Raw genomic sequence first — 25,064 nt, 5'->3', positions numbered from 1 at the left:
GAGTCGTGGTTTGCCCGGCACGCTGCGCGCCGGACCTGGTCATCACCCGGAGCACCCACCCACCACAGGGGGTTGCCGGCCAGCGAGCCGGGGCTTGACGCTGGCACTCGTGACCCGTCGGACCATAGCAGTCCCACGCCGACGCGAATATTCGGCCACCCGCCGACGAACCCACAATGCCCATAGGTTGGGTAGAGTGTGCGACCGTGACGTCTGAAACCCGGATCATCCCCGACGAGCTCCTCGACCTGCTGGAGCGGCCCCTGATCGGTCACCTCGCCACCGTGCGCGACAACGGTACGCCGCAGGTCAACCCGATGTGGTTCAGCTGGGACGGTCAGTTCCTGCGCTTCACGCACACCAACTTCCGCCGCAAGTTCCGCAACGTCACGGCCAACCCCGCCGTCTCCCTCTCGATCGTCGACCCGGCCGACCCGTATCGCTATATCGAAGTACGAGGCGTCGTGGAACGCATCGACCCCGACCCGAACGGCGACTTCTTCGTCGAGCTGGCCGAGCGTTACGACGCTCCGTTCGGCACCAAGCCCCCGACCGACGCCCCGGACCGCGTCATCTTCGTGGTCCGCCCAACAGCCATCGGAAAGCGCTGACGCCGGCTCGGTATCCGCCTGTGCCCCGCGCACCTGCCTGGCGCCGCTCGCACCCGCCCGCGCCAGGCGCACCCGCCCGGCACCCGGCGCACCCGCCCGCGCCAGGCGCGCCCGCCCGGCACCCGGCGCGCCCGCCCGGCACCCGGCGCGCCCGCCCGGCACCCGGCGCGCCCGCCCGCGCCAGGCGCGCCCGCCCGGTGCCGCTCGCACCCGCTGAGCCCGCGGCCCCACTCGGCCATCCGAGGTATCCGCTCAGTCGGCCTCCCCCGCCCAAGCCCGTCCTGCCAACGAGTCGTCGTCGCGGGCCTACCGGTCGGCGTTAATCAGGTCGCCCTGTCGGTGGCGGGGTGGATAGCGTCGCGGGGTGAGGCGCTATCGCTATGTGGGGCCGGCGGACATCCAGGAGTCGGCCGGCCGCGTGGAGCCGGTCCGTCTCGACGCCGCGGGACGGCTCCCGGACGAGCCGCTGACGTTCGTCGTCGGGGTCGACGGGTGGCTCAAACTGGCGCCGCGCCGGAGTGAACACGTCGTTCTGGCCGATGGGCAGGACGTGCTGGCGGCCGGTGAGATGACATTCGACGGCGAGCGGCGGGTGGTCGAGGTGTCGAACCAGTCGACCGGCTACTGCCCGGACCCGGACTGCTGGCCGGCCGTGGCCGCGGCACTCGACCGTCTCGGCACAGCCCACCCCGGCGGCTTCACTCATGAGCTGACCTTCCGGCGCTGCCCGGATTGCGGCGAGCGCAACATCGTGCGCGACGGTGACTTCACATGCGCGTTGTGCGGCGGCGATCTGCCGACGGCGTGGAATTTCAGTTCGGTGCCAGATCAACCGTGACATGCAGACCCCCGCCGATGCGGCGCTGTGGTGGGGCGCCGCGGCGCGACGCGGGGTGGCGCGAGGAGGGAGGCGGTCAGCGTTTGCGGCGGCGGAGCAGGACGTCGGCGGCCCAGGCCAGGAGGCCGACGCCGAAGAGGGCGGCCAGCCAGCCGGCTACCTCGATCAGGACGATGGTGGCCGTCACGGTCAGCATGACCATGCGAGCGACCACCGCGGCCGGGGAGCCGCGGCGGGTGCTGCGGGCCGGGGACGTGGCCAGGTGGGCTGCCAGCTCGCCGAACTGGCGGGCCTCGCGCAGACGGGTCTCACCGTCGGTGATGCGGAGGACGTCGCACAGGTCGCGCGGGCCGGCAACCTCGCGGACCGCCGAGATCAGGGCGTCGTGGACCTCGCGGCTCTCGACCCGGCCGGTCAGGATGGCCACGCCGTTCTGGACCTGGACGGCCACCGGCTGGCGGCGGAAGCGGTCGTCCGCCGCCAAGGACTCGGCTATGCGGCGGGCCAGGGCGGCGTCGGGTCCATCGGGTGGTGGCATGCCGAACAGCTCCATGCTGAACCCCCTCACCGTTTGTCGTCGGCGGTGCGGAGTTCGTCGACGACCAGCAGGTCCTCGCGGGCCAGTCCGGCGCGGTAGCCGGCGCGCCCGATCATGTGGGCCGCGACCGGGGCTGTGGCCATGCTGAACACGGCGACCAGCAGCAGCGTCGTGATGTCGACGGCGTCGCGCAGCCGCAGCGCGCAGCCGGTCAGCACCAGCAACAGGCCGAGCACTTGGGGCTTGGTGGCCGCATGCATGCGGGACAGCAGGTCGGGGAAGCGCATCAGGGCGACCCCGGCGGACAGGCCGAGCAGGGCGCCGACGATCAGGCAGACGCCGGCGGCGACGTCGAGGACGCCGTTCATCGGGAACCTCCTTCGCTGGTGCGCTCGACGGCCGTCAGATCGTCGCGACCGGCCGCGAGACCGTTGGGATCGACCCCGAGACCGTCGCGCCCGGAGGCGAGGCCGCTGAGAGCGTTGCGATCGGCCCGGCCGGAGCGGTCCGAGGGGTCGGAGCCGTCGGAGCCGTCGGTGCGGCCGGCGGCGTGCGACGCCCCGGCCTCAGCCGCCGGGTTACGCCGGATGGCGAAACGGGCCACACTGACCGCCCCCGTGAAGCCCAGAACGGACAGCACCGCGAGCACCGGCAGCACGGTGGCGTCGCGGGAGAAGGCCGCCTCCGTGGCCAGCGCCGACACGATGACGGCGAGCAGCACGTCGGTGGCGACGATCCGGTCGAGCACCGACGGCCCCCGCACGATGCGGATCAGCGTGAGCCCCGCACCGATGGCGAGCAGCGTGGTGACGATCACGGCGACGACTGTCATGCGGGGACCTCCGAGATGACGCGACGCTCAGCGGCCGAGCCGAACGCGCGGATGATCCGGCCCTCCAGTTCGAGCACGTCCTGCCGGAAGTGTTCGACGGAGGGCGGGTCGGAGACGCCCAGCACGTGCACGTAGAGGATGCCGCGTTTGCGGTCCACGTCGACGATCAGGCTTCCGGGCACGAGCGACAACGCCTCCGCGGTCAGGGTCAGGTTGAGGTCGGACGGGCAGCGCAGCGGCACGGCGATCACCGCGCTGCGTGGTGTGTGCCCGAAACGGAACGCCAGCGACGCCACTTGCGCGCTGGCCAGCACCATGTCGCGCAGGAAGCGCACGGTGAAGCGGAGGACGCCGTACGGGTGGATCCGCCCGGCGTAGGTGACGGGCGGCAACGGGAACACGATCAGCACCACGACCGCCACCACCAGACCGCCCACAAGGGTCAGCGGCGTGAACGAGCCCCACAGCAGCACCCAGATCACGGTCAGCCCGAGCGCCGCCACGCAGCGGTCGCGCCATCGGCCGTTGGTCACGGGTTCTCCCCTCCGAAGACGGACTGCACGTAGGCCGTGCGTTCCTGCAGTGACGCGGCGGCCTGGTCGCCCACCTCGAACAGCGGTCCGGCCACGAACGTCAGGGCGGCACCGAAGACGACCAGTGCCAGCGTGGGCGCCACCATCAGGGCCGGGAGCCGCCCGGACGGCATCGACGTGGGCGGTGTACGCCAGAACGCCAGGTTCCACACGCGCGCCACCGCGTACAGGGTCAGCAGGCTCGTCAGGATGCCGCCGGCGACGAGCATCCAGGCCAGCACGCCGCCGTCGGCCACGCCCGCCTGCACGAGGCCGAGTTTGCCGATGAACCCGGAGAACGGCGGGATGCCGGCCAGGTTGAGCGCGGGCACCAGGAACAGCACGGCGAGCACGGGGGAGAGCTTGGCCAGCCCGCCCAGCTTGTCCAGGGCGGTGCTGCCGCCGCGATGTTCGATCAGCCCGGCCGCCAGGAACAGCGTGGTCTGGATGGTGATGTGGTGGACCACGTAGAAGATCGCGCTGGACAACCCCAGCTGCGTGGTCAGTCCCACCCCGAACAGCAGGTACCCGATGTGGCTGATCAGCGTGAACGACAGCAACCGTTTGATGTCGGACTGTGCCACCGCGCCCAGGATGCCGATCACCATCGTCAGCAGTCCGGTGATCAGCAGCACGACCGCGGCCCTTCCACCCGGGAAAAGCAGCGTTTCGGTACGGATGATGGCGTACACGCCGACCTTAGTCAGCAGCCCCGCGAAGACCGCCGTGACCGGGGCGGGCGCGGTGGGGTAGCTGTCGGGCAGCCACGACGACAACGGGAACACGGCCGCCTTGATGCCGAACGCCAGCAGCAGCATGCCCTGCAGGATCAGCCGCAGGCCGTCGGGCAGCGCGTCCAGCCGCTCCACGAGTTGCGCGAGGTTCAGCGTTCCGGTGGCGGCGTAGATGAGCCCGATCGCGGTCAGGAAGATCACCGAGGACAGCAGGGAGACCACCACGTACGTCGATCCGGCCCGGATGCGGTTCTCGGTGCCCCCGATCGTCAGCAGCACGTAGCTCGCCACGAGCAGGATCTCGAACCCGACGTACAGGTTGAACAGGTCGCCGGCCAGGAACGCGTTGGTCACGCCGGCGGTGAGCACGAGGTACGTCGGGTGGTAGACCGACAGCGGCGTCTCCTCGTGCCCGTCGGCCATGCCCTGCCCGATCGAGTAGACGAGCACGCACAGGGTCACGGCGGACGAGACGACCAGCATCAGCGCGGCCAGTTGGTCGGCGATGAGCACGATGCCCAGCGGCGCCTCCCACCCGCCCACGGCCACGACCAGCGACCCGTCGGTGGTCGAGAAGTAGAGCAGCGCGCACGAGACGAGCAGCGTGGCGGTGAGCACGGTGAGGCTGACCGTCCGCTGCGCCCGCGGCTTGCCCGCCATCATCAGCGTCAGCGCCGCACCGAGCAGCGGCATCACGACGGGCAGCGGAACGAGGAAGGTCATCGAGCGGCCTCACGGTCGGGAAGGGGCGCAACCTCGGCCGGAGCCGGGACGTCGGTGTGGTCGGTGTCGTCGGTGCCGGAGCCTTCGTCGCGCTCGGCGAGTTGCATGATCCGGCGGTCCTCGACGTCGTCCTGCACCTCGTCGTGCCCGGACACGGCCCAGCTGCGGTAGGCCAGGGCGAGCAGGAAGGCGGTCATCCCCAGCGTGATCACGATCGCGGTCAGGATCATGATCTGGGGCAGCGGGTCGGCCATCTCCTCGTCCGGGCCGAGGCCCACGATCGGCGGCGTGCCCGCCTTGCCGCCCAGCAGGATGAGCAGGTTCACGCCGTTGCCGAGCAGGATCATGCCCATCAGCACACGGGTCAGGCTGCGTTCGAGCACCATCGAGACACCGGCTGCGAACAGCACGCCGATCACGACGATGTAGACCAGGTTCGGAGTCATTTACACCGGCTCCTTCTGTCGTTCGAGGGCCCGTCGTTCCTCCCGCGCCGCGGCGTCGTGCTGGCGGTCCAGCTCGGCGCCGAGGCTGCGCAGGATCTCGAGCACCAGCGCGACCACGATCAGGTAGACGCCGACGTCGAAGAACGCCGACGTGGCGAAGTGGAGGTGGCCGAGCACGGGAATGGTCAGATCGACGAGGGCGCTCTGCAGCACCTGCCCGCCCGCCAGCATCGCCGCCGCCCCGGTGCCGACCGCGATCAGCAGGCCCGCGCCCAGCAGCAGGCCGGCGTCGACCGGGGCCGCCGCGTTGAGCTCGCGCCGCCCCCCGGCCAGGTAACGCGTGACCAGCGCCAGCCCCGCGACCAGGCCGCCGGCGAAGCCACCGCCGGGCGCGTTGTGACCCGAGAACAGCAGATACACCGAGAACAGCACGATCGTGTGGAACAGCAGCCGGGCCACCACCTGCAGGATGATCGACTGCCGGCGCGCCTCCGGGTTGTCGGCCGCGCGCATCCACGAGCCGTGTTGCGACGTCGGCGCGCCCTGCTCCTTGCGCCGCCGTTGCAGCGCCTGCGAGCGGCGGAAGATCAGGCTGGCCACGCCGGTCGCGGCCACCACCAGCACCGAGATCTCGCCCATCGTGTCCCAGGCGCGGATGTCGACCAGCGCCACGTTGACGATGTTGTGCCCGCCGCCGTACGACACGGCCGGCTCGGCGAACTCGGTCGAGATCGGTGTCGCGACCCGGCCCCCGGCCGCCACGTAGGCCATGCCCGCGGCGACGACCCCGGTCGAGACGGCGATGACCGAGCGGATGATCCGGGTGGCCCGGATCGGGCGGGCCGAGAACCGTACCGGCAGCCGCCGCAGCACCAGCACGAACATGACGATCGTGACGGTCTCGACGAGGAACTGGGTGAGCGCCAGATCGGGCGCGCCGTGCAGCACGAACATGACGGCGATGCCGTAGCCGCAGATGCCGACCAGGATCATCGCGGTCAGCCGGCGCCGCGAGCGGGCCGCGACCAGGGCCGCCCCGACCACCACGGCCCCCACGACCAGCTGCAGCGGGGTGTCCCACAGCCGCAGCCCGGCCGGCCAGGGCGCGCCCGCCAGCAGCAGCGTGCTGGCCCCCACGATGACCAGCACGATCAGGATCACGCCGAGCGAGAACGGCAGCGAACCACGCTGGGTGGCCCCGGTGACCTCGACGGCGGCCCGGTCGACGGCGCTCATCAGCCGCGTGTAGACGTCAGCGGCCTGGGGCACCCGCTGCCGCGGCCACGCCCGGCCCCTCCGCTGACCCGCGAACACCAGCCCGCCGACCGCCGGCACCACTGCCGACAGCAGCAACGGCAGCCCGAAGCCGTGCCACAGCGCGAGGTGCTCGGCCGGGCCCTCGAAGAGCTCCGCGTACGGGGTGAGGACGCCGTCCAGCCACGACGCGCCGAGCCCGGCCGCGAGCCCCGTCACCGCCAGCAACGCGGCCGGCGCCACGAAACCCCAGCGCGGCGGCGCGAGCTCCACCGGGGCGACACCGGGCTTGGTGGCGAAGGCGCCCCACAGGAACCGCAGCCCGTACGCCACGGTCAGCGCGGAACCGGCGACCAGCGCGAGCAGCACCAGCCGGTCGGTCGCCCCGCCGTGCTCGAACGCCGCGAACAGCGACTCCTTGCCGACGAACCCGGCCAGCGGCGGCACGCCCATCATCGACGCCACGGCCAGCCCGGCGATCGCGGCCAGCCCCGGCGACCGCCGGGCCAGCCCGCTCAGGTCGCGCAGGTCCCGCGTACCGGTCTGGCGGTCGATGACGCCGACAATGAGGAATAGGGCCGCCTTGAACAGCGCGTGCGCGAGCAGCAGGGCCGCTCCGGCCAGCGCGGCCGTGCGCCCGGCGGCGCCGAACGCCACCGTCAGCAGGCCGAGCTGACTGACGGTGCCGTACGCCAGAAGCAGTTTGAGGTCGTGCTGACGCATCGCGGCCCAGCCGCCCAGCAGCAGGGTCAGCACGCCGGCGGTCACCGCGACCGGCCGCCACGGCTCGGCCTGGGCCAGCAGCGGACCCATCAGCCCGAGCAGGAACACGCCCGCCTTGACCATGGACGCCGCGTGCAGATAGGCCGAGGCCGGGGTGGGCGCGGCCATCGCGGCCGGCAGCCAGAAGCTGAACGGGAAGATGGCCGACTTGGACAGTGCACCGGCCAGGATGAGGATCGCGGCCACCGTGCTGCCCTCGGGCAACGGGCCCGCGGCGATCTCCGACCACCGGTACGTGCCCGCGCCGTGGCCCAGCATCACGAAGCCGACCAGCATGGCCAGCCCGCCCGCGGTCGTCACCACCAGGGCCTGCATCGCCGCGCGGCGCCCGGCCGCCTGCTCACCCTTGTGCCCGATGAGCAGGTACGAGAACACCGTCGTGAGCTCCCAGAACACGTACAGGAGCAAAAGGTCGTCGGCCACCACGAGGCCGGTCATGGCGGTGGCGAAGCCGAGAAAGGTGCCCGCGAAACGGCCCAGGGCCGGGTCACCCTGCTCGAAGTAGTGCGCGCAGTAGACGAGCACGATCGCGCCGATACCGCTCACGACGAGCAGCATCAGCCACGCCAGCGTGCCCAGGTGCAGCGCCAGGTCCAGGCCCAGGTGCGGCACCCACGGATACGTCTCCGCGCTGACCTCGCCCGTACGGGAAAGGGTCCACCCGAACGTCGACGCCGGCACCAGGGCCAGCAGGTAAAGGGCGCGGTTGCCGAGGGCCCGCACCAGGAACGGGGCCAGCAGCGCGGCCGCGGCGTGCAGGATCAGGACGGCGAGCATCACGGCTCGATCAGCCCCGCCCGGATGGCGTACCGGGTCAGTTCCTGCCGGTCCTTGAGGCCCAGTTTGGTCAGGATGTTGGAACGGTGACGTTCGACCGTCTTGACGCTGATGAACAGCATCTCGGCGATCTCGCGCGTCGAGTGGCCCTCGGCGACGAGCTTGAGCACCTCCTCCTCGCGCTCGGTGACGGCCCGTGCGGGGATCTCGGCGCCGTTGCTCGCCCGCTCCAAGTAGTCCCTGACCAGGGCGGTCTCGGCGCCGGGGTAGAGGAACGGCTCGTCGCGCATGGCGGCGTGGCAGGCCTCGACCAGGTCCCGGTCGGCCACCGACTTGAGCACGTAACCGGCCGCGCCGACCCGCAGGGCCTCGAAGAAGAACTGCTCGTTGTCGTACATGGTGAGGATCAGGATGCGAACTCCGGGGTGGGTGCGGCTGAGCTCGCGGGCGGCCTGCAGGCCGGTCATCCGCGGCATGGCGATGTCGAGCACGGCCAGGTCGGGTGGGTCGGCGGCCGCCAGGGCCAGCGCCTCCGCGCCGTCGGCGGCCTCACCGATGACTTCCAGGTCGGGCTCGCCGTCGAGGATCAGACGGACCCCCCGCCGTACGAGGGCATGGTCGTCGGCCAGCAGGATCCGGATCATGTGGGCACCCGCAGGTGTACCGAGGTGCCGCCGGTGGTCCCGGATTCGACCGTCAGACCGGCCCCGATCAGTAGTGCCCGTTCTCGCATGCCGCGGATCCCCGCTCCCTCCGCCGCGCCTCGCAGGCCGCGGCCGTCATCGCGTACGCACAAATGCAGTTCGTCGTTCTTCTGTGACAGCACCAGATCCACGTGCTGCGCCGCCGAGTGCCGGGCGGCGTTGGTCAGGCTCTCCTGGGCGACCCGGTAGACGACGAGCTCGACGTCCTTGGGCAGCACCGGCAGGTCGTTGCTGACCTGACGCCGTACGGACATGCCGGCCGTGGTGAACTCGCCCGCCAGCGCGCGCAAGGCGCTGCCCAGCCCCAGCTCGTCGAGCACGCCCGGCCGCAACCGGCGCGCGATCCGGCGGATCTCGTCGAGCGCGTTGCGGGTGCTCTCCTGCACCGCCAGCAGCTGGTCGCGCACCGCCTCGGGGGCCGTCTTGGCCACCCGCTTGAGGTCGAGCAGCACGGCCGTCAACGTCTGGCCGATCTCGTCGTGCAGCTCCTGCGCGATCCGGTGCCGCTCGGCCTCCTGCGCCGACAGGGCCCGCCCGGCGCTGGACGCCCGCTCGGTCTCCAGCCGCTCCAGCATCGAGTTGAACGCGGTGATCAGCGCGGCGATCTCGCCCTGACCGCTCGGGGCCAGCCGGGTGCCCGGTTTGAGCAGGTCGATCGTGGTCATCACGCGGGTCAGCCGGGCCAGCGGGGCCAGGCCGACGCGCAGCATGGCCGCGTTCGCGACCAGGGTGACCGCGGTGCCGGCCAGGATGATGAGCGCCTCGGCCAGCCGTGCGGTCGACGAGACGGTCACCGGGGCGAAGAGCAGCACGAGGGCCGCGACGGTCAGCACCGCCGCGTTCAACGAGAAGATCCGCCAGAACAGCGACACGCGGGATCACCCGACTCTCAGGAGAAAAACGCTTCCCCTTGACCCTGCCCGGCCCGGGGCGGGTCCGCATCGGGTCTGACCCCCACATCGGGCCGCGGACCTACGTGAGCCGCACCACCCGGGGCAGGGGAGACGCGTGCGGCGCGAGGGGCGGGCGGCGGCGATACTCCTGCGGGCTCACCCCGCGTTCCCGCTTGAACGCCGTGCTCAGGGCGAACGCGCTGCCGTAGCCGACGCGCCGGGCCACCGACTCCAGGGTGGCGTCGCCCTGCCGCAGCAGATCGGCGGCCAGGGTGAGCCGCCAGCTGGTCAGATACGCCATCGGGGACTCGCCCACGACCTCGGTGAACCGGCGCGCCAGCGAGGCCCGCGACACCCCGGTGCGGGCCGCCAGCGAAGCCACGGTCCACCCGTACGCCGGATCGTCGTGGATCACGCGCAGGGCCGGGCCGACCACGGGATCCGTCTGGGCCCGTTGCCAGCCCGGGGCGTCGTCGGCCGGCGTGGCCAGCCAGGACCGCAGCACACTGACCAGCACCAGGTCGAGCAGGCGGTCGAGCACCAGGTCCTGGGCCGGTTCGGTGCCGTTCATCTCGCGCACGAGCAGGTCGATCAGCGAACGGTCGCCCGCCTCGGCCGGCCGGATCAGCAGGCCCGGCAGCGCGTCGAGCATGCGCCGGCTGACCTCGCTGTGCATCTGATACGTCCCGCTGACCATCACCGTCGGCGCGTCGGGCCGGGTGCCCCACGTCCGTACGCCCTGGCCGGTCAGCGTCACCTCGGAACCGTCGGCCATCTGGCAGCGCTGCCCCGGATGGATGATCACCTGGGGGGCGGTGCCGGGCTCGTCGGCCACCACGTACGGCTCCACACCGTTGACGACGGCCACGTCCCCCGCGCCGATCCGGGCGGGCTCATGATCCGGCTTGAGGATCCAGGCGTCGCCGCGCACCATCGTGATCAGCGAGAGCGGCGAGCCGTCCTGGATCCGCAGCGACCACGGCGGATCCAGGACCGAGCGCAACAGGAACGCGCCGCGGGCCCGGGGCCCGTCCAGCAAGCCGGTCAGCGCGTCCATGCGGACAACCTACAGCGCTTTTCTCGCGTACGAGGAGAACGAAGTCGCCGGTCGTCCGAGCGCCCGCTGCACACCGTCAGCAGGCTTGCTGTTGCGGCCGTCGAGGATGCCGCGGAACATGTCGCCCAGCTCGACGGGCAGGCCGGCCTCGCGCAGCACGGACTCGTACTGCACGAAGCTGATCGGCGTGTAGGTGATCGTCCGTCCGGTGGCCTGGCTGAGCTCGTCCGCGACCTGCCCGAAGGTGAGCGCCGCGGGACCGGTCAGCTCGTAGTGCCGGCCCCGGTGGCGCGGGTCGGTCAGGGCCGCCGCCACCACGTCGGCGATGTCGTCGGCGTCGACGAACGGCTCGGCCACGTCGCCCGCGGGCAGCCGGATGTCGCCGGCGGCGACCGCGCCGGCCAAAAAGTCCTCGCTGAAGTTCTGGGCGAACCACGCGCAGGTCACGATCGTCCAGTCCGTGCCGGAGTCCTTCACGCGCTGCTCGGCCCGCTGCGCGAGAGGCTCGCCGCGACCCGACAGCAGGACCAGGTGCTCGACCCCGTTCGCGGCGGCCAGATCCGCGAACGCGCCGACCGTCTCGGCCGCGCCGGGCAGGCCGAGGTCGGGATAGAAGGTGATGTACACGGCCTTCTGGTCCTTGAGCGCCGGCAACCACGTCGTTTCGTCGTTCCAGTCGAACCGGGTCGCCGACGTGCGGGAAGCGATCGTCGCTGCGGCGCCGAGCCGCTCGGCCACGCGTCGTCCGGTCTTGCCCGTTCCACCGATGATGAGCGTCATGCCCTCCATTGGAGTCGCATCGAATGAGACTTTGAATGGCTCAGAGCCTCGATCGCATACGCGAAACGCTCAGCGCGGGACGGCCCGTCCGTGGTCATGGGACGCGTCCCGGCTCACGGTTTCCGGACCGCGCGGGGCAGGCCGTTGACCACGGCCAGCAGGATCACCAGCGCGCCCACCACCTTGTCGTTCCAGGCCACGCCGAGCTGATCGGCGAAACCCAGCGCATAGGGTGCGGCGATCAGCCAGGCGCCTGCCCCGGCCGCGGCGGCGCTCAACGCCAGCGAACGGCTCGGCAGCACGACCTGCGCGGCGGCCACGGCCATCAGCATGATCCCGGCCAGCACATCGGCGACCCACGGATAAACGCCATGGTCGATCACCACGGGTGTCACCACCAGCCAGACGCCGGCGACCCCGAGGAAAGCGCTCGGTGTGAGCACGAGGTCCCGGCCCAGCCGGCGGGCCACCCGCGTCCGTACGGCTTCGTCGGTAGTCATGAACCCACAGTCACCCCGGCGATTGGCGAGTCCTGCGCGGCTCCATGACGGTTGCGTGACGATCCCGGCGGCGTACAGTCGGAACACGTGACGATCTTGCCCGACGGCCTTCTCAAGCTGCTCAACCAGCCCAGCCCCTGCTTCATCGCGACCACCGACCCCGACGGCTCCCCGCAACTGACCGAGACCTGGGTCGGCACCGACGGCGAGCACATCGTGATCAACACGGTCGAGGGCTTCCGCAAAGTGCGCAACGTCGAACGCGACCCGCGCGTCTCGGTGATCGTGACCGACCCCGGCAACGCGTCCGACTACTACTCGGTCAAGGGCCACGTCGTGAGCGTGACCCCCGAGGGCGGCGCCGAACACATCGAGCAACTGGCCCGGAAATACCTCGGCGGCCCCTACCCGTGGTTCGGCGGCCGCGACCAGGTCCGCGTGATCATGACCATCGCCGTCGACAAGGTCATCCACGCCCCCTGGAGCTGACGTCAGCCGCGCGGGGCCCCGGGCGCTGCCGCCGATCGTGCGGCCCGGGGGCTCGCGCGGGATGCGTCGCGGCGACGGGGCCGGGTATACAGCGTCAGTGGACGATCTCCTGGCCGCCATCGGGCGCGCCTTCGGCACCAGCACCCTCGCGGGTCTGGCCCCGGGTCTGGTCGTGCCCGACCCCGACGGCTGGATTCCCGCCACCGACCTCACCGGCGCGGACATCACCCTGCTGGTGACCGCGGCCCGGCGCCGCTGGGACGCCCGCCCCCACGTGGCCGCCGCTCTGATGTGGAAGGCCTACTCCTACTGGCTGTCGCTGCCCGCCGCCTTCGGCTGGGTGGTGGCCCGCCGCGTCCCCCACCTGACGGCCGCCCAGGTGCTGGTGCGACTGGACGCGCCCGACGCGCCCGTCCGCATCGGCCTGCGTCCCGGCATCCCGTTCACCCACGACGACCCGTCGGCGCTGCGTCGCGTGCTGCTCGACGAACACGTCACCCCACTGCTCGACGCCTTCCAGCGCGAGGTGCGCATCGCCCGCCGCCCCCTGCTCGGCTCCCTCTCGGCCGGCCTGGCCCACGCCACCCGGCACGCCGTCCGCGCCGTGCCCGGCGCCTCCACCGACGACATCGACACCCTCCTGAAGGCGCTCGACCTGCAGGACCTGATCGAGTGGGAACACGGCCGGCTCCGCCGCAGGACGTGCTGCCTCGCCTTCACTCTCCCCGAGCCCCGAATCTGCTCGGACTGCTGCTACCGCCCCCACCCGAATTAGCCCCATGAGCTCCGGCCACCTCCACCAGCATTGCCGCTCACATGGTGCGCGTTTCGTTCGTATCTGGAGAGCGGCATTCGCGCGTTGTGTTCGCGCGCGACGGGCAGCGCTGTGCGTTGGGTTCGCACATTGCCTGGCGGGCGCGGTGTTCGCACGGTGCGGGAGCTGGCCGTAATCTGCGTGCCGCGTTGCGCAGTGTGGGTCGTGTTCGTGTCTTGAGAGCGGAGCCGCTCGAGGGCACGCCCGGAGTCAGCGCCGGCCACGATTCGAGCGGCCACGCCGGTGTACCCGAGGCGCCGTCGAGCCGCGACTGTGGACGGGTAGTGGACTTCACCGGGTTCGGGGTGGGCCGGCACGTCGGCAACCTCGATCGCGCGTCTGGCCGGGCGGAGAGGGACTGTGGGGCCGTGGGGAGGTCAGAGGGCGGGGACCGCCACAGGCCGGTGGGTGGAGATGCCGGCGGTGGTGGGGGAGGGCAGGTCGGCCGGGGCCGTGGCGAGCTCGGCCTCGTGCTGGAGGCTGCTGCTGGCCCGGCGGGCCAGATCGGCGTCGTGCCAGGCGGTGCGTTCGGCGGTGGCGGCCTGGTCGTAGCAGTGGCGGCGGTATGCGGCGGCGGCCTTGGCGATGACCAGTTCCTGGTCGACGGGGTGCAGGCGGGCGTCCCAGCCGTTGCGGCCGGCCTGGGCGTCGGTCAGGGCCTCGGCGGGCAGGTCGCCCCGGGCGCAGGCGGCGGCCACGGCCTGGTGCAGGAAGCGTTCGCGGGAGGCGTACTCGGCGCAGGTGGGGGCCGACCACGGGGTGCCCCAGCGGGCCGCGACGGTGACGGTGCGCAGGCGGGCGTCGGCTTCGAGCCAGGCGTCGTAGGCGGCGGCCATCGTGGTTTCGGCCTGCTCCCACAGGTCTCGCCAGCGCTGGGCGGCCACGGCGGCGCGGTCGGCGGCCACCCGCACTTCGGACGCCCACGCCGGCGAACAGGTCGAAGGGGAGGGGGCGGGGTGGCGGCGCAGAGCGGTGAGGACGTCGCGCAGCATGCGGCCGGGGTGGCGCATGGCTTCGGGGCTGCCCAGCACGAGCAGGGCCGGGAAGGTCAGCACGATCAGTGTGGCCCAGATGGCGGCCGGGGCCGGGTCGTTGAGCAGCATTTCCGCAACCACGTTCATGAGGGTGTCCGTCCGCGAGAAGGTCGTCGATGGCCACATGTGACCGTCGGAGGACGGTCAGGCGGACGCGACGGGAGGCGCGCGGGAGCCGCGGACAGCGGCGGCGAACTGCGAGAGCAGAACCGGCGCGGGGACCGGCACCGGGAGGGCGGCGACAGCGGTCCGGAACTCCACAGTGGGAGCGGTGCGCCTGATGAAGGACAGGATGAGCAGCAGCATCGCGCTGAGCAGCACACCCGTCACCATGTGTCCAACATAGCGACTGATCGGCGTACCGCCCAGCGCGCCACGCGATCAGACCCGGGAGACGGGGGTGTGGCAGGCACATCCGGCGGCCACCGGCAGCACTCCGGTTGCGGGTTTGGCCCGGACCGTGGCTTCGACGTCGGCCAGCATCCGCTTGCGGGCGGCCGGGCCGAGCAACCGGCCCCGTACGAGAACGCTGTCGATCCGGGAAGTGGCGGCGATGTCGCGCAGCGGGTCGGCGTCGAGCAGCACCAGGTCGGCGACGTGCCCGCGGGTCACCAGGCCCTGGTCGTGACGCCCCAGGCTGAGCGCCGGCTCCAGGGTGGCCGCCCGCAGCACCTGCGCCGCCGGGATGCCCGCCCGCACCAGCAAGCGCAGCTCGTCGTGCAGGCTGAAGCCGGGCATCAGGTAGGACGTGCCGAGGTCGGTGCCCGTCAGCAGCGGCACCCCGGCCCGGGCCATCTCGGCGGCCAGGCGCAGCCGCCGGGCGAACGTCTCCCGCCGCTCGGTGGTCTCCCGGGCCGAGCGTCCCTTGAGGTAGATCGTGTCGGTGCACCACTGCCAGTACGCCAGCATGTCGGCGCTGACGTAACGAAACCGCGGGTCGTCGTGCGGCACGTCCTGCGGGGTGTCGCAGGTCCGGTGCACGGTCAGCGTCGGCGTGACCCGGGTGCCGTTGCGGGCCAGCCGCTCGAACAGCCGGGCCGCCTTGTCCCGGTCGTGGCTGCGCGCGGCCGCGAATTCGACCGGATGCAGCTTCGTGAACCAGCCGGCGTACTCGCCCCCGGCCACCCGGATGCGCGCGATCTCGCGCCGCAGCCGTTCCTCGTCGCGCGACGTGTCGTAGAAGAACTCGAAGAGGTGTTCGACGGTGTGCAGCCCGGCGTCGCTGGCCTCGGTGACCGGCACGACGTCGGGGACGTGACCCAGGAACGGCAGGCCCACCCGGCGCGACTCGGCGGCGATCGCGTGGAACGACTCGCGGCTGAGCCGGCTGTACGTCTTGATGAACGCCGCCCCGGCCGCCGCCTGGGCCCGGACGGCCGCCCGGGCCTGGGCCGCGCCGGCCACCGCGACGTACGGCACGCCGAGGCCTTCCCACAGCGACGGTGAGCCGTCCACGATCGCGCTGCCGACGACCCAGCGCGGCCCCACCCGTACGCCGGACTCGATCTCCCGCTGCCAGCCGATGGCGGGCTCGTTGGCCGACATCTCGCGGGTGGTGGTGACGCCGTTGACCACATACAGCTCGGGGTCGGTGGGGTCGATGCCGGTGGCGTGGGAATGCATGTCGGCCAGGCCGGGGATCAGGTATTTCCGGCGGCCGTCGACCACGTGGGCGTCGTGCGGCACGCCGAGGCGGCCGGCGTCGAGGATGCGGCCGTCGCGCACCAGCACGGTCTGCCCCCGCCGGCGACCGGTCGCGTCGATCACGGTGACCCCGGTGATCGCCAGGGTGCCGGACGGGGCGGCCCCGGCGGCTACGGCCGGCGCGGCGACGGTGGCGGCGGCGGCGGAGGCCATCAGTGTGCGTCGTGTGATTCCCATGCCGACGATGCTCGTCGCTTGCCCCGGCCGGCACACGGGTACTGGGCCCCGGCTTGCGGTATACCTGGCACCACCGGGAAAAGCGCCTACGCTGGCGATCATGACTTCGAGGCCCGTCCGCGTCGGACTGCAGATCCAGCCCCAGCACGCCGACTACCAGACCATCCGTCGTGCCGTCCGCGAGGCCGAGGAGCTCGGCGTCGACATCCTGTTCAACTGGGATCACTTCTATCCGCTGCGCGGCGAGCCCGAGGGTCTGCACTTCGAGTGCTGGACGATGCTGGCCGCCTGGGCCGAGCAGACCTCCCGGGCCGAGATCGGCGCCCTGGTCACCTGTAACAGTTACCGCAACCCGGAGCTGCTGGCCGACATGGCCCGCACCGTCGACCACGTCAGCGAGGGCCGGCTCATCCTGGGCATCGGCTCGGGGTGGTTCGAGAAGGACTACCAGGAGTACGGCTACGAGTTCGGCACGGCCGGCGGCCGTCTGGACGCGCTGGCCGAGGCGCTGCCGCGGATCGAGTCGCGGTTCGCCAAGCTCAACCCCGCGCCCACCCGCAAGATCCCCGTGCTGATCGGCGGGGGCGGCGAGAAGAAGACCCTGCGCCTGGTGGCCCGGCACGCCGACATCTGGCACGGCTTCGGCGACGCCGAGACCGTCGAGCGCAAGGTCGGCATCCTCCGGCAGCACTGCGCCGACGTGGGCCGCGACCCGGCCGAGATCGAGATCTCCACCGCCGCCCAGGGCAAGCCCGCCGACGTCGGACCCACGCTGCTCAACCTGGGCGTCTCGCTGTTCACCGTGAGCGCCAGCGGCCCCGACTACGACCTCTCCGACCTGCGCGAATGGCTCGTCTGGCGAGACGCCGTGAACGGGTGACCGGGTTTGACGAAAGATCACGGGGGTAGGTGGGACGGGCATGAGTATTCCGTCTGACCCGGACAAATACCCGCCGCTCGACCCGGGGGCGCCGATCCCGGACGACCCGGGCGAGCTGGAGCCGGGCAGCCCGGACCCGCTGCCCCCGCCGCCGGCCGAGCCGTCGCCCGTTCCCGTGCCGGTGGAGCCGGTGCCCGCCGAGCCCGGCCCCGATCCGGGTGGGGTGCCCGAGCCGGCGTAGCCGGGCTGTCGGGAATCAGCCCGCGGATTCCCCCGTCACAAGCAGGTGACCTGCCCCGAGTGGCCTGAACGGCCGAGGGGCGGTCGCCTGTGAGTCCGCTGTGCGGCCCCTGTACCTTGGGCGCGCCACTGATCGGCACCAGTCGAGCGGGGCAACCGAACGGGGACGCAACCATGAAAAGCAGACTTGTCGGCGCGCTGGCCGGCCTGACCACGGCCGCGCTGCTGGCCACCGGCTGTGCCGGGCAGAAGGACGAGGGCGCGACGTTCGAGGAGCCCGCCGCGGCGCCCAAGGGCAACGGCGTCGAGGCCCTCGAGGGCGCGCAGATCCTCGAGAAGGCCAAGGCCGCCCTCGCGCAGTCCAAGTCGTTCCACCTCAAGGGCTCGATGAAGGCCGAGGAAGGCAAGATCGGCCTCGACTTCAAGGTCGCGGGGGAAGAGGTCCTGGGCACGATGTCGCTGGACGGGCCGCGGGTCAAGCTGCTGGCCGTCGACGGCAAGAAGTACATCAAGCCCGACGCGGCGTTCTGGAAGATGACCGGTGGCGAGCAGGGCCCCGCCGTCGCTCAGCTCATCGGCGACCGCTGGGTGCTGGTCAAGGCGAGCGACAAGAGCTTCGAGAGCATGTTCACCATCACCGACATCGGCGAGCTGCTCGACGCCGACGGCCCGGTCACCAAGGGCGCGACCAAGGACATCGACGGCAAGCCGGCCATCGGGCTGACCGACGGCGGTGCCGACAGCGACGGCACGCTCTACGTCGCCACCACCGGCGAGCCGCTCCCGCTGAAGCTGGAGGGCCCGACCCCGGCCGACGGCGCGCTGACCTTCTCCGAGTACGGCGAGACGTTCGCCGACATCAAGGCCCCCGCCGCGGCCGACGTGGTCGACCTGGACAAGCTCAAGAAGTGACGAGGATCGGGTAGGCGACAGCGCCGGCCGGGGGCCAGGTCCATAGTGTCCCGATGACAACGGGCACCAGGGTCCAGTGGCGCGAGGTCTACCTGGGCGGTTCGCCCGAGGCCGAGCGGCGGCTGTTCGAACGGATGGCTGTGCAGATCATGCGCACCCAGCTCAAGAACAGCCGCGGCGGCAAGCCGATCGTCGCCGGTTTTCAGGCCAAGGGCACGTACGCCGTGGACGACGCGGAGCTGCGGTTCCGTGACGACCTCCCGCCCGAGCTGCGCGTCGGGTTCGCGCAGCCGGGCGCGGTGTACCGTGCGGCGGTCCGGTTCAGCAACGCCGAGGGCCGCATCCTCGACGACCGCGAACCCGACCTGCGGGGCGCCGCGCTGCGGATCGCGGCGAGCGCGGACGAGCAGCACGATCTGCTGATGACCAACGCGCCGGTGTCGCACGCCCGCGACGCCCGCCAGTTCGCCGAGTTCGCGGTGGCCACCGCGGGCGGCGGACCGGGCCGCTACCTCGGCCTGGCCCGGCTCATGGTCGTGCTCGGGCCGGGCGAGACCATCCGGATGGCCCGTAACGTCCTGGCGGCCCGCCGCCGCATCGGCAGCGTGGCCACGGAGACCTACTGGAGCCGCATCCCGATCACCTGGGGCGGCGAACTGGCGGTGCAGTACCTTCTGCGGCCGCTGCCCGCCGAGGCGCCACCGCCACCGGACGGCCCCGACTTCCTGACCGCCGAGATGGGCGCGCGGCTGCAACGCGGCGATGTGCGATTCGAGCTGTGCGTGCAACGCTTCCGCAGCCCGCAGGAGACACCCATCGAGGACGCCGCCGTCGACTGGCGGTCGCCCCAGGCGCCGCCGGAACCCGTGGCCACGCTGACCATCCGTGCGGGTTCCTGTGACAACCCGGTCGTGCACGCGATGCGCTTCAACCCGTGGAACACCACCGGCGACTTCCGCCCGCTGGGCAACCTGAACCGGGTCCGCAAGGCCGCGTACGACGCCAGCGCCGCCCACCGCGATCGGCAGCGCTGGCTGACCGACGTGCCGATCCGCAACACGATCGCCAGTGCCGCGATGGTCAAGATCTTCGGGGTGGTCAACCGGTTCCGGCCCTGGCACCGGCTGCCCGACGCGCTCGCCCTGCTCAACCTGGCCGCCCTGCGCGACGTGCTGCGCCGCGACAACCTGATCGACACCGAGAACCGGGAGGCCCCGCCCCGCGTACGGGACGTGCCCGTGCCGCCGGCCGAGGAGGAACGCGTCTTCCGGACGCACGACGGCCGCTGGAACGACTTGTCGGCGCCCGGCATGGGCGCCGCCGGTGCCGCGTTCGGCCGCAACGTGCCCGCCCTGCCCCGCCCCGGCCTGGTCAACGAGCCCAACCCGATCCTGGTCAGCCGCGAGTTGCTGCGCCGCGACACGTTCCGGCCGGCCACGTCGCTCAACATCCTGGCCGCCGCGTGGATCCAATTCCAGGTGCACGACTGGGTCGTGCACGCCCGCCACCCGCTGGGCGGCCCGCACGACGTACGGGTGCCGCTCCCGCCCGGCATGGCGGGCTGGGCCAACACACCCGGCGGCCCGCTCGAACTCCAGATGCGCATCGGCGGCAACGTCGGCGGTGCGACGGGCGGCAACGTCGCCTCGCACTGGTGGGACGGCTCCGAGGTCTACGGCACCGGCACGGCCAAGGCCCGCGAACTGCGCGACGGCGCGAAGATCAGGCTCACGCCGGAGGGCTATCTGCCGGTCGACGTGGCCGGGTCGGAGCTCACCGGTTTCAACGAGGCCTGGTGGCTGGGCCTGAGCAGCATGCACACGCTGTTCGCACGCGAGCACAACCTCCTGTGCGATGCGCTGCGCGAGCGGAATCCGGAGTGGGACGACGAGCGGATCTACCAGACCGCCCGGCTCATCGTGGCGGCCCTGATCGCGAAGATCCACACGGTCGAGTGGACGCCCGCGATCCTCGCCACCGACGTGCTGCGACGCGGCATGAACGTCAACTGGAACGGTGTGCCGGCCAACGACCTGCTCAGCCGGATCGGGTTGTGGCTGACCGACGTGAACGCGCTGCACGGCATCCTGAAGACCACTCCCGACCATCACAGCGCGCCGTATTCGCTGACCGAGGACTTCGTCACGGTCTACCGCATGCACCCGTTGATCCCGGACGACTACGTCTTCTCCACCCCGGACGGTGAGTCGCTCGGGGCGCGGACGTTCCGGGACCTGCTGGGCGGACGTGCCGACGACGAACTGCGCGCGCTGGGCCTGGCCAACGTGCTGTACTCGTTCGGCACGGCCCACCCCGGCGCGATCACCCTGCACAACTACCCGTTGTCGCTGCTCGACCTGGAACGCGAGGGCGAACTGGTCGACCTGTCCGTGGTCGACCTGGTGCGCACGCGGATGCGCGGCGTGCCCCGGTACAACGACTTCCGGGCCGCCCTGCACATGCCCCGCATCACGCGCTGGGAGGACCTGACCGCCGACCCGGCCACCGTGGCCCGGCTGCGCTCGGTCTACCGCAGCATCGACGAGGTCGACACCATGGTCGGGCTGTTCGCCGAGACACCGCCCGAGGGGTTCGGCTTCTCCGACACGGCGTTCCGCGTGTTCATCCTGATGGCCTCGCGCCGCCTGCAGAGCGACCGCTTCCTGACCGCCGACTACCGCCCCGAGATCTACACCCAGTTCGGCCTCGACCGGATCGCGAACACGACGATGACCGACCTGATCCACCGCCACTGCCCGGACCTGGCGGCCGTCCTGCCCGCCGGGCACAACGCCTTCGCCCCCTGGCGCCGGCGACCTGCGGCGACGCAGCCGGCGGGAAAAGCGGATGTCGGTCCGGGGGCGGGCGGTTAGGGTGCCGGAATGCCTGCCCTGTTGCCCCGGTCGGCGCCGGCCGCGGCCGGTGTCTCGTCCCGCGCGCTCGGTGCGGTGCTCGATCGGCTCGAGGCGGAGTCGGCCGAGTGTCATTCGCTCATGGTCGTGCGGGGCGGGCACGTCGTGGCCGAGGGCTGGTGGGCCCCCTACACGGCCGAGCGGCCGCATCTGCTCTACTCGCTGACCAAGTCGTTCACCTCGGCGGCGGTCGGCCTGGCGATCGCGGACGGGCTGCTCGCACTGGGGGATCGGGTGGTCGACGTGCTGCCCGAGCACGTGCCGGCCGGCATCGCGGAGCAGGGCCGGCGGCTCACCGTGCACCACCTGTTGTCGATGACGGCCGGGCACGGCGACGACAGCCTGGCCGAGGCGTGGCAGCTGGAGCCGGGCGACCTGACCAGGGGTTTCCTGCGGGTTCCGTTCCCGTACGGCGAGGGCACCCGGCACACGTACGACAATGCGACCACCTACGTGCTGGCCCGGATGGTGGAGCGGGTGACCGGGCGGGGGCTCCCGGAGTTCCTGCAGGAGCGCCTCTTCACGCCCATGGGCATCGAGCCGCCCGACTGGGACCGCGTGGCCGGTGGGGCTGTCTTCGGGTTCCACGGGCTGCATCTGACCACCGAGGCCGTGGCCGCGTTCGGCGAGCTGCTGCGGCGCGACGGCGGCGGGCTGATCCCGTCGGAGTGGGTGCGGCTCGCCACCCGTCGCCACATCGACACGCTGCCGCTGGACGAGAGCGCGCACAACTCCGACTGGCTGCACGGCTACGGCTACCAGTTCTGGATGTCGCGGCACGGGTTCCGCGGGGACGGCGCGTACGGCCAGCTCTGCCTGGTCGTCCCGGAGCACGAGCTGGTGGTGGCGGCGACCGCGGCCATGACCGAGGCCCAGGTCATGTTCGACGCGCTCTGGGACTGCCTGTTGCCGGGCCTGGACCGGCCGGACGGCGCCGCCGACGACGACCGGCTCGCGGAACGGCTGCGCGGGCTGGCGTTGCCGATGGTGGCCGGGACGGCCGGGCCCGGGGCGACCGTCACGGCCACCGTCGACGGGAACGACGTGCTGCCCGGCCGGACGCCGGTCACGGTCGAGCCGGTGCGGGGCGGCTGGCGGCTGCGCTTCGGCTCGCTGTTCGTCATCGCGGCCGGGCACGGGCAGTGGCGGGAGAGCGCGCCGCTGGGCCGCCCGGTAATGGCGGCCGGCGCCTGGCAGGGTGACACCTTCGTGGCCGACCTGTGCGTCATCACCACCCCGCACCGGGTCCGGCTGACGGTGACCGCCGGGACGGCCACCGTCGCGTGGAACGTCGAACCGCTGACCGGCCCCCGCCTCGAGCTGCATCTGCGGGAGCCGTTGCTGACCCGGCCCGACGTCGCTTAGGGCCTGTCCTGCCGATCACGCCGCAGCCCCGCGTGATCGGCAGGACAGGGCCTAAACCTGGCTGGCCCCGCCGTCCGCGTAGATCTGCGCGCCGGTCATGTACGAGCTGGCCGGGGAGGCCAGGAAGAGCACGACGCCGGCGATCTCGTCGGGGGTGCCCAGGCGGTTCATCGGCACGCCGGCGGCCAGGCCCTTGAGCAGTTGCTCGGCCGCCTCCGGGTCGGGGGCCAGGCCGCTCAGCCCGGGGGTGGCGATCGGGCCGGGCGCGACGGTGTTGACCCGGATGCCCCGGTCGACCAGCTCGGCCGCCCAGCTGCGGGCGAAGGAGCGCAGCGCGGCCTTGCTGGCGGCGTAGACGCTGAACGCGGCCGCGCCCTTGACGTCGATGTTGGAGCCGGTCAGGATCACCGACGAGCCCCGGTTGAGCAGCGGCAGTGCCTTCTGCACGGTGAACAGGGTGCCGGCCACGTTGGTGCTGAACGTGTCGGCGTACTGCTGCCAGGTGATGTCGGGCAGCGCGGCGAACCCGCCCCCGCCGGCGTTCGCGAAGAGCACGTCGAGGCCCCGGCCGCGCGCGCCGACGGCCGCGGCGACGCGGTCCAGGTCGTCCAGGTCCGACACGTCGGCCCGTACGCCCGTCGCGTTCGCGCCGATTCCGGCCACCGCCTCGTCCAGCGCGTCCTGGCGCCGACCGGTGAGGAACACGTGCGCGCCCTCCGCGGCCAGCCGGCGGGCAGCGGCCAGGCCGATCCCGGAGGTGGCGCCGGTGACGAGGGCGGTCTTGTCGTCGAGCTGTCCCATGACTGCATCCCTTTTTTGTATCGCTCGGTATGTAAATGGGACGCTACCACCCCGGCCGCATTTTTGTACTCCTTGGTAAAGTAGGCTTCGTCACGGTGGGAGGCGGGAATGGGTGAGCGCGGGCGGCCCCGCAAGTTCGACGCGGAAGTGGCACTCGACCGGGCCATCGAGGTGTTCTGGCGGCACGGCTACGAGGCGGCGTCGCTGTCGGATCTGACCGGCGCCATGGGCATCAACCGGCCGAGCATGTACGCCACGTTCGGCAACAAGGAAGAACTGTTCCGGATGGCGGTCAAGCGCTACGCCGAGCAGGACATGGCGTACGCGCGCGAGGCCCTCGGGCAACCCACCGCGTACGGGGTGATCGAAACGTTCCTGCGGGCCAACGCGGACGCGCTGACCCGTCCCGACCGGCCCGCGGGATGCCTGTCGATCCAGGGCGGGCTCGCGTTCGGCAGCGACGACGGCACCGTCGCGGGCTTCCTGGCCGGCAGCCGCCGCGCAGGGGAGGAGGCGCTGGCCGACCGGCTGCGGCGCGCCCACGACGAGGGCGACCTGCCCGCGGGAACGGACCCGATCGCCCTGGCGCGCTACGTCATGACCGTCAGCGAGGGCAACGCCGTGCACGCCGCGGCCGGCGCCGATCGGGCCGCGCTGCATGCCACGGTCGATTTCGCCCTGCGGGCGGTGCCGTCGCCCGGATGACTACTTCACCAGCGGCCGGAGCGCCGCGCCGACCGCGCTGACCACGCCGGGGCGGTGGCCGTTGCGGATCAGGTTGATGCAGATGCCGTCGACGCCGGCGTCCAGGATTCTCTCCTGGATCTGCTCGGCCACCTGGTCGGGCGTGCCCAGGAAGGCCCGGTTGCGGCGGTCCTCGGGGATCGTCCGGCCCAGTTCCTCGGCCTCCCGCTCGGTCTCGCCGACCATGCCCATGATCAGGAAGCTGGTGGCCAGGGTGGCCGGGTCGCGGCCGATCTCCTCGCAGCGCTGCCGCAGGACCGAGATCTTGCGGGGCAGGTCGGCCAGGTCGCAGATGATGTTCATGTGGTCGGCGAACCGCGCGGCCAGCCGGAACGTCTTCTGCTCACCCGAGCCGCCCAGCATGATCGGGATGGTCGGGCGCACGCGCGGGTTGTTCATGGCGCCCCGGGCCACGTACCACTTCCCCTCGAACGTGGCCGCCTCGCCCTTGAGCATCGGGGCGATGATGGCCAGGGCCTCGCCGAGCCGCTCGAACCGCTCGGTGAACGTGCCGAACTCGTAGCCCAGGTCGTGGTGCTCGCGCTCGAACCAGCCGGCGCCGATGCCGAGCACGGCCCGGCCCTTGGAGACCACGTCGAGCGTCGTCACGGTCTTGGCCAGCATCGCCGGGTTGCGATACGTGTTGCCGGTGACCAGTGTTGACAGCTGAACCGTGGAGGTCGCCCCGGACAGGGCGCCCAGCGTGGTGTACGACTCCAGCATCGGCTGGTCGGGCGAGCCGATGCCGGGCAGTTGGTAGAAGTGGTCCATCACCAGCACCGTGTCGAAACCGGCGGCCTCGGCCTCGCGCGCCTGTGCAACGACCGTGCCGAACAGGTCCTCGTCGGGGACGCCGGGATAGCTGAAGTTCGGAATCTGATATCCGAGCCGGATGGTCACAGGTCCTCCACGGGCGGCGCTTGATGGAAGAGGGCTATCGCTTGTTAATG

At 71.9% G+C, this 25,064-nt stretch carries 27 protein-coding genes and 1 riboswitch; of the genes, 10 read left to right on the top strand and 17 right to left on the bottom strand.

Going from position 1 to position 25,064, the window contains the following annotated elements:
- Window position 1: 1 nt before the first annotated feature.
- Window positions 2-115: riboswitch (SAM riboswitch) on the bottom strand.
- A 91-nt stretch (window positions 116-206) separates the two neighbouring features.
- Both BKA14_RS12330 and BKA14_RS12325 read left to right on the top strand, forming a co-directional pair.
- Complete coding sequence (locus BKA14_RS12330; protein WP_203722798.1) at window positions 207-611, top strand: PPOX class F420-dependent oxidoreductase; 405 nt, start codon at window positions 207-209, stop codon at window positions 609-611.
- 364 nt (window positions 612-975) lie between these two features.
- Window positions 976-1,449, top strand: a complete 474-nt coding sequence (locus BKA14_RS12325) for a TFIIB-type zinc ribbon-containing protein (protein ID WP_184951059.1) — start codon at window positions 976-978, stop codon at window positions 1,447-1,449.
- Window positions 1,450-1,525: 76 nt separating this feature from the next.
- Here the strand turns inward: BKA14_RS12325 and BKA14_RS12320 are convergent, their stop codons facing one another.
- The 12 genes from BKA14_RS12320 to BKA14_RS12265 all read right to left on the bottom strand — a co-directional run bounded on the left by BKA14_RS12320 (window position 1,526) and on the right by BKA14_RS12265 (window position 12,042).
- Window positions 1,526-2,002 carry a BON domain-containing protein gene (locus BKA14_RS12320; protein WP_184951058.1) on the bottom strand — a complete coding sequence of 159 codons (477 nt, stop codon included), beginning with the start codon at window positions 2,000-2,002 and terminating at the stop codon, window positions 1,526-1,528.
- 11 nt (window positions 2,003-2,013) lie between these two features.
- Complete coding sequence (gene mnhG, locus BKA14_RS12315) at window positions 2,014-2,355, bottom strand: monovalent cation/H(+) antiporter subunit G (RefSeq protein WP_184951057.1); 342 nt, start codon at window positions 2,353-2,355, stop codon at window positions 2,014-2,016.
- Window positions 2,352-2,819 carry an MrpF/PhaF family protein gene (locus BKA14_RS45010; protein ID WP_203722799.1) on the bottom strand — a complete coding sequence of 156 codons (468 nt, stop codon included), beginning with the start codon at window positions 2,817-2,819 and terminating at the stop codon, window positions 2,352-2,354. The genes mnhG and BKA14_RS45010 overlap by 4 nt, the downstream gene beginning before the upstream one ends.
- Window positions 2,816-3,352, bottom strand: a complete 537-nt coding sequence (locus tag BKA14_RS12305) for a Na+/H+ antiporter subunit E (protein ID WP_184951056.1) — start codon at window positions 3,350-3,352, stop codon at window positions 2,816-2,818. Before BKA14_RS12305 ends, BKA14_RS45010 begins: the two co-directional genes overlap by 4 nt.
- Entirely contained in the window at window positions 3,349-4,848 is a 1,500-nt protein-coding gene (locus BKA14_RS12300; RefSeq protein WP_184951055.1) for a Na+/H+ antiporter subunit D, read from the bottom strand. Before BKA14_RS12300 ends, BKA14_RS12305 begins: the two co-directional genes overlap by 4 nt.
- Window positions 4,845-5,294 carry a Na(+)/H(+) antiporter subunit C gene (locus BKA14_RS12295; protein WP_184951054.1) on the bottom strand — a complete coding sequence of 150 codons (450 nt, stop codon included), beginning with the start codon at window positions 5,292-5,294 and terminating at the stop codon, window positions 4,845-4,847. The genes BKA14_RS12300 and BKA14_RS12295 overlap by 4 nt, the downstream gene beginning before the upstream one ends.
- Window positions 5,295-8,108, bottom strand: a complete 2,814-nt coding sequence (locus BKA14_RS12290) for a Na+/H+ antiporter subunit A (RefSeq protein ID WP_184951053.1) — start codon at window positions 8,106-8,108, stop codon at window positions 5,295-5,297.
- Window positions 8,108-8,752, bottom strand: coding sequence for a response regulator (locus BKA14_RS12285; RefSeq protein WP_184951052.1), 645 nt, complete (start codon window positions 8,750-8,752; stop codon window positions 8,108-8,110). Before BKA14_RS12285 ends, BKA14_RS12290 begins: the two co-directional genes overlap by 1 nt.
- The gene (locus BKA14_RS12280; RefSeq protein ID WP_184951051.1) at window positions 8,749-9,684 is read right to left on the bottom strand and encodes a sensor histidine kinase; all 936 of its coding nucleotides are present in this window, start codon (window positions 9,682-9,684) and stop codon (window positions 8,749-8,751) included. The genes BKA14_RS12285 and BKA14_RS12280 overlap by 4 nt, the downstream gene beginning before the upstream one ends.
- Before the next feature lie 100 nt (window positions 9,685-9,784).
- The gene (locus BKA14_RS12275; protein WP_184951050.1) at window positions 9,785-10,762 is read right to left on the bottom strand and encodes an AraC family transcriptional regulator; all 978 of its coding nucleotides are present in this window, start codon (window positions 10,760-10,762) and stop codon (window positions 9,785-9,787) included.
- Between the two features lie 9 nt (window positions 10,763-10,771).
- Window positions 10,772-11,542 (bottom strand): NmrA family NAD(P)-binding protein, encoded by a 771-nt coding sequence (locus BKA14_RS12270; protein WP_239093562.1) that lies wholly within the window; start codon window positions 11,540-11,542, stop codon window positions 10,772-10,774.
- Window positions 11,543-11,655: 113 nt separating this feature from the next.
- Complete coding sequence (locus BKA14_RS12265; RefSeq protein ID WP_184951048.1) at window positions 11,656-12,042, bottom strand: SPW repeat domain-containing protein; 387 nt, start codon at window positions 12,040-12,042, stop codon at window positions 11,656-11,658.
- An 87-nt stretch (window positions 12,043-12,129) separates the two neighbouring features.
- Between BKA14_RS12265 and BKA14_RS12260 the strand changes: the two genes are divergently transcribed.
- Both BKA14_RS12260 and BKA14_RS12255 read left to right on the top strand, forming a co-directional pair.
- On the top strand, window positions 12,130-12,531 hold the full coding sequence (locus BKA14_RS12260) for a PPOX class F420-dependent oxidoreductase (protein WP_184951047.1): 402 nt from the start codon (window positions 12,130-12,132) through the stop codon (window positions 12,529-12,531).
- A 97-nt stretch (window positions 12,532-12,628) separates the two neighbouring features.
- On the top strand, window positions 12,629-13,306 hold the full coding sequence (locus BKA14_RS12255; RefSeq protein WP_184951046.1) for a hypothetical protein: 678 nt from the start codon (window positions 12,629-12,631) through the stop codon (window positions 13,304-13,306).
- Window positions 13,307-13,722: 416 nt separating this feature from the next.
- Here BKA14_RS12255 and BKA14_RS12250 read toward each other — a convergent pair whose 3' ends face one another.
- Genes BKA14_RS12250 through BKA14_RS12240 form a run of 3 tightly spaced genes read right to left on the bottom strand, consistent with a single transcriptional unit; the run spans window position 13,723 to window position 16,260 of the window.
- Complete coding sequence (locus tag BKA14_RS12250) at window positions 13,723-14,466, bottom strand: hypothetical protein (RefSeq protein WP_184951045.1); 744 nt, start codon at window positions 14,464-14,466, stop codon at window positions 13,723-13,725.
- Window positions 14,467-14,523: 57 nt separating this feature from the next.
- A complete protein-coding gene (locus tag BKA14_RS12245) occupies window positions 14,524-14,712 on the bottom strand; it encodes a hypothetical protein (protein WP_184951044.1) in 189 nt (62 codons plus the stop codon).
- A gap of 48 nt (window positions 14,713-14,760) precedes the next feature.
- A complete protein-coding gene (locus BKA14_RS12240; RefSeq protein WP_184951043.1) occupies window positions 14,761-16,260 on the bottom strand; it encodes an amidohydrolase family protein in 1,500 nt (499 codons plus the stop codon).
- 100 nt (window positions 16,261-16,360) lie between these two features.
- On the opposite strand from BKA14_RS12240, the gene BKA14_RS12235 reads away from it, so the two are divergent.
- The 5 genes from BKA14_RS12235 (at window position 16,361) to BKA14_RS12215 (ending at window position 22,569) form a co-directional block, all read left to right on the top strand.
- Window positions 16,361-17,140, top strand: a complete 780-nt coding sequence (locus tag BKA14_RS12235; RefSeq protein WP_184951042.1) for an LLM class F420-dependent oxidoreductase — start codon at window positions 16,361-16,363, stop codon at window positions 17,138-17,140.
- Between the two features lie 40 nt (window positions 17,141-17,180).
- Complete coding sequence (locus tag BKA14_RS12230) at window positions 17,181-17,381, top strand: hypothetical protein (protein WP_184951041.1); 201 nt, start codon at window positions 17,181-17,183, stop codon at window positions 17,379-17,381.
- 173 nt (window positions 17,382-17,554) lie between these two features.
- The gene (locus tag BKA14_RS12225) at window positions 17,555-18,292 is read left to right on the top strand and encodes a hypothetical protein (RefSeq protein ID WP_184951040.1); all 738 of its coding nucleotides are present in this window, start codon (window positions 17,555-17,557) and stop codon (window positions 18,290-18,292) included.
- A gap of 53 nt (window positions 18,293-18,345) precedes the next feature.
- Window positions 18,346-21,165 (top strand): peroxidase family protein, encoded by a 2,820-nt coding sequence (locus tag BKA14_RS12220; RefSeq protein WP_184951039.1) that lies wholly within the window; start codon window positions 18,346-18,348, stop codon window positions 21,163-21,165.
- Window positions 21,166-21,174: 9 nt separating this feature from the next.
- Window positions 21,175-22,569, top strand: a complete 1,395-nt coding sequence (locus BKA14_RS12215) for a serine hydrolase domain-containing protein (protein WP_184951038.1) — start codon at window positions 21,175-21,177, stop codon at window positions 22,567-22,569.
- 51 nt (window positions 22,570-22,620) lie between these two features.
- On the opposite strand, the gene BKA14_RS12210 is transcribed toward BKA14_RS12215, so the two are convergent.
- Window positions 22,621-23,370, bottom strand: a complete 750-nt coding sequence (locus tag BKA14_RS12210) for an SDR family oxidoreductase (protein ID WP_184951037.1) — start codon at window positions 23,368-23,370, stop codon at window positions 22,621-22,623.
- A 108-nt stretch (window positions 23,371-23,478) separates the two neighbouring features.
- On the opposite strand from BKA14_RS12210, the gene BKA14_RS12205 reads away from it, so the two are divergent.
- Window positions 23,479-24,075 (top strand): TetR/AcrR family transcriptional regulator, encoded by a 597-nt coding sequence (locus tag BKA14_RS12205; RefSeq protein ID WP_184951036.1) that lies wholly within the window; start codon window positions 23,479-23,481, stop codon window positions 24,073-24,075.
- On the opposite strand, the gene BKA14_RS12200 is transcribed toward BKA14_RS12205, so the two are convergent.
- Entirely contained in the window at window positions 24,076-25,014 is a 939-nt protein-coding gene (locus BKA14_RS12200) for an LLM class F420-dependent oxidoreductase (protein ID WP_184951035.1), read from the bottom strand.
- Window positions 25,015-25,064: the final 50 nt, after the last annotated feature.

Source organism: Paractinoplanes abujensis (genome assembly GCF_014204895.1).
GTDB classification, from domain to species: Bacteria; Actinomycetota; Actinomycetes; order Mycobacteriales; family Micromonosporaceae; genus Actinoplanes; species Actinoplanes abujensis.
This window is presented reverse-complemented; position numbering and strand designations above follow the sequence as displayed.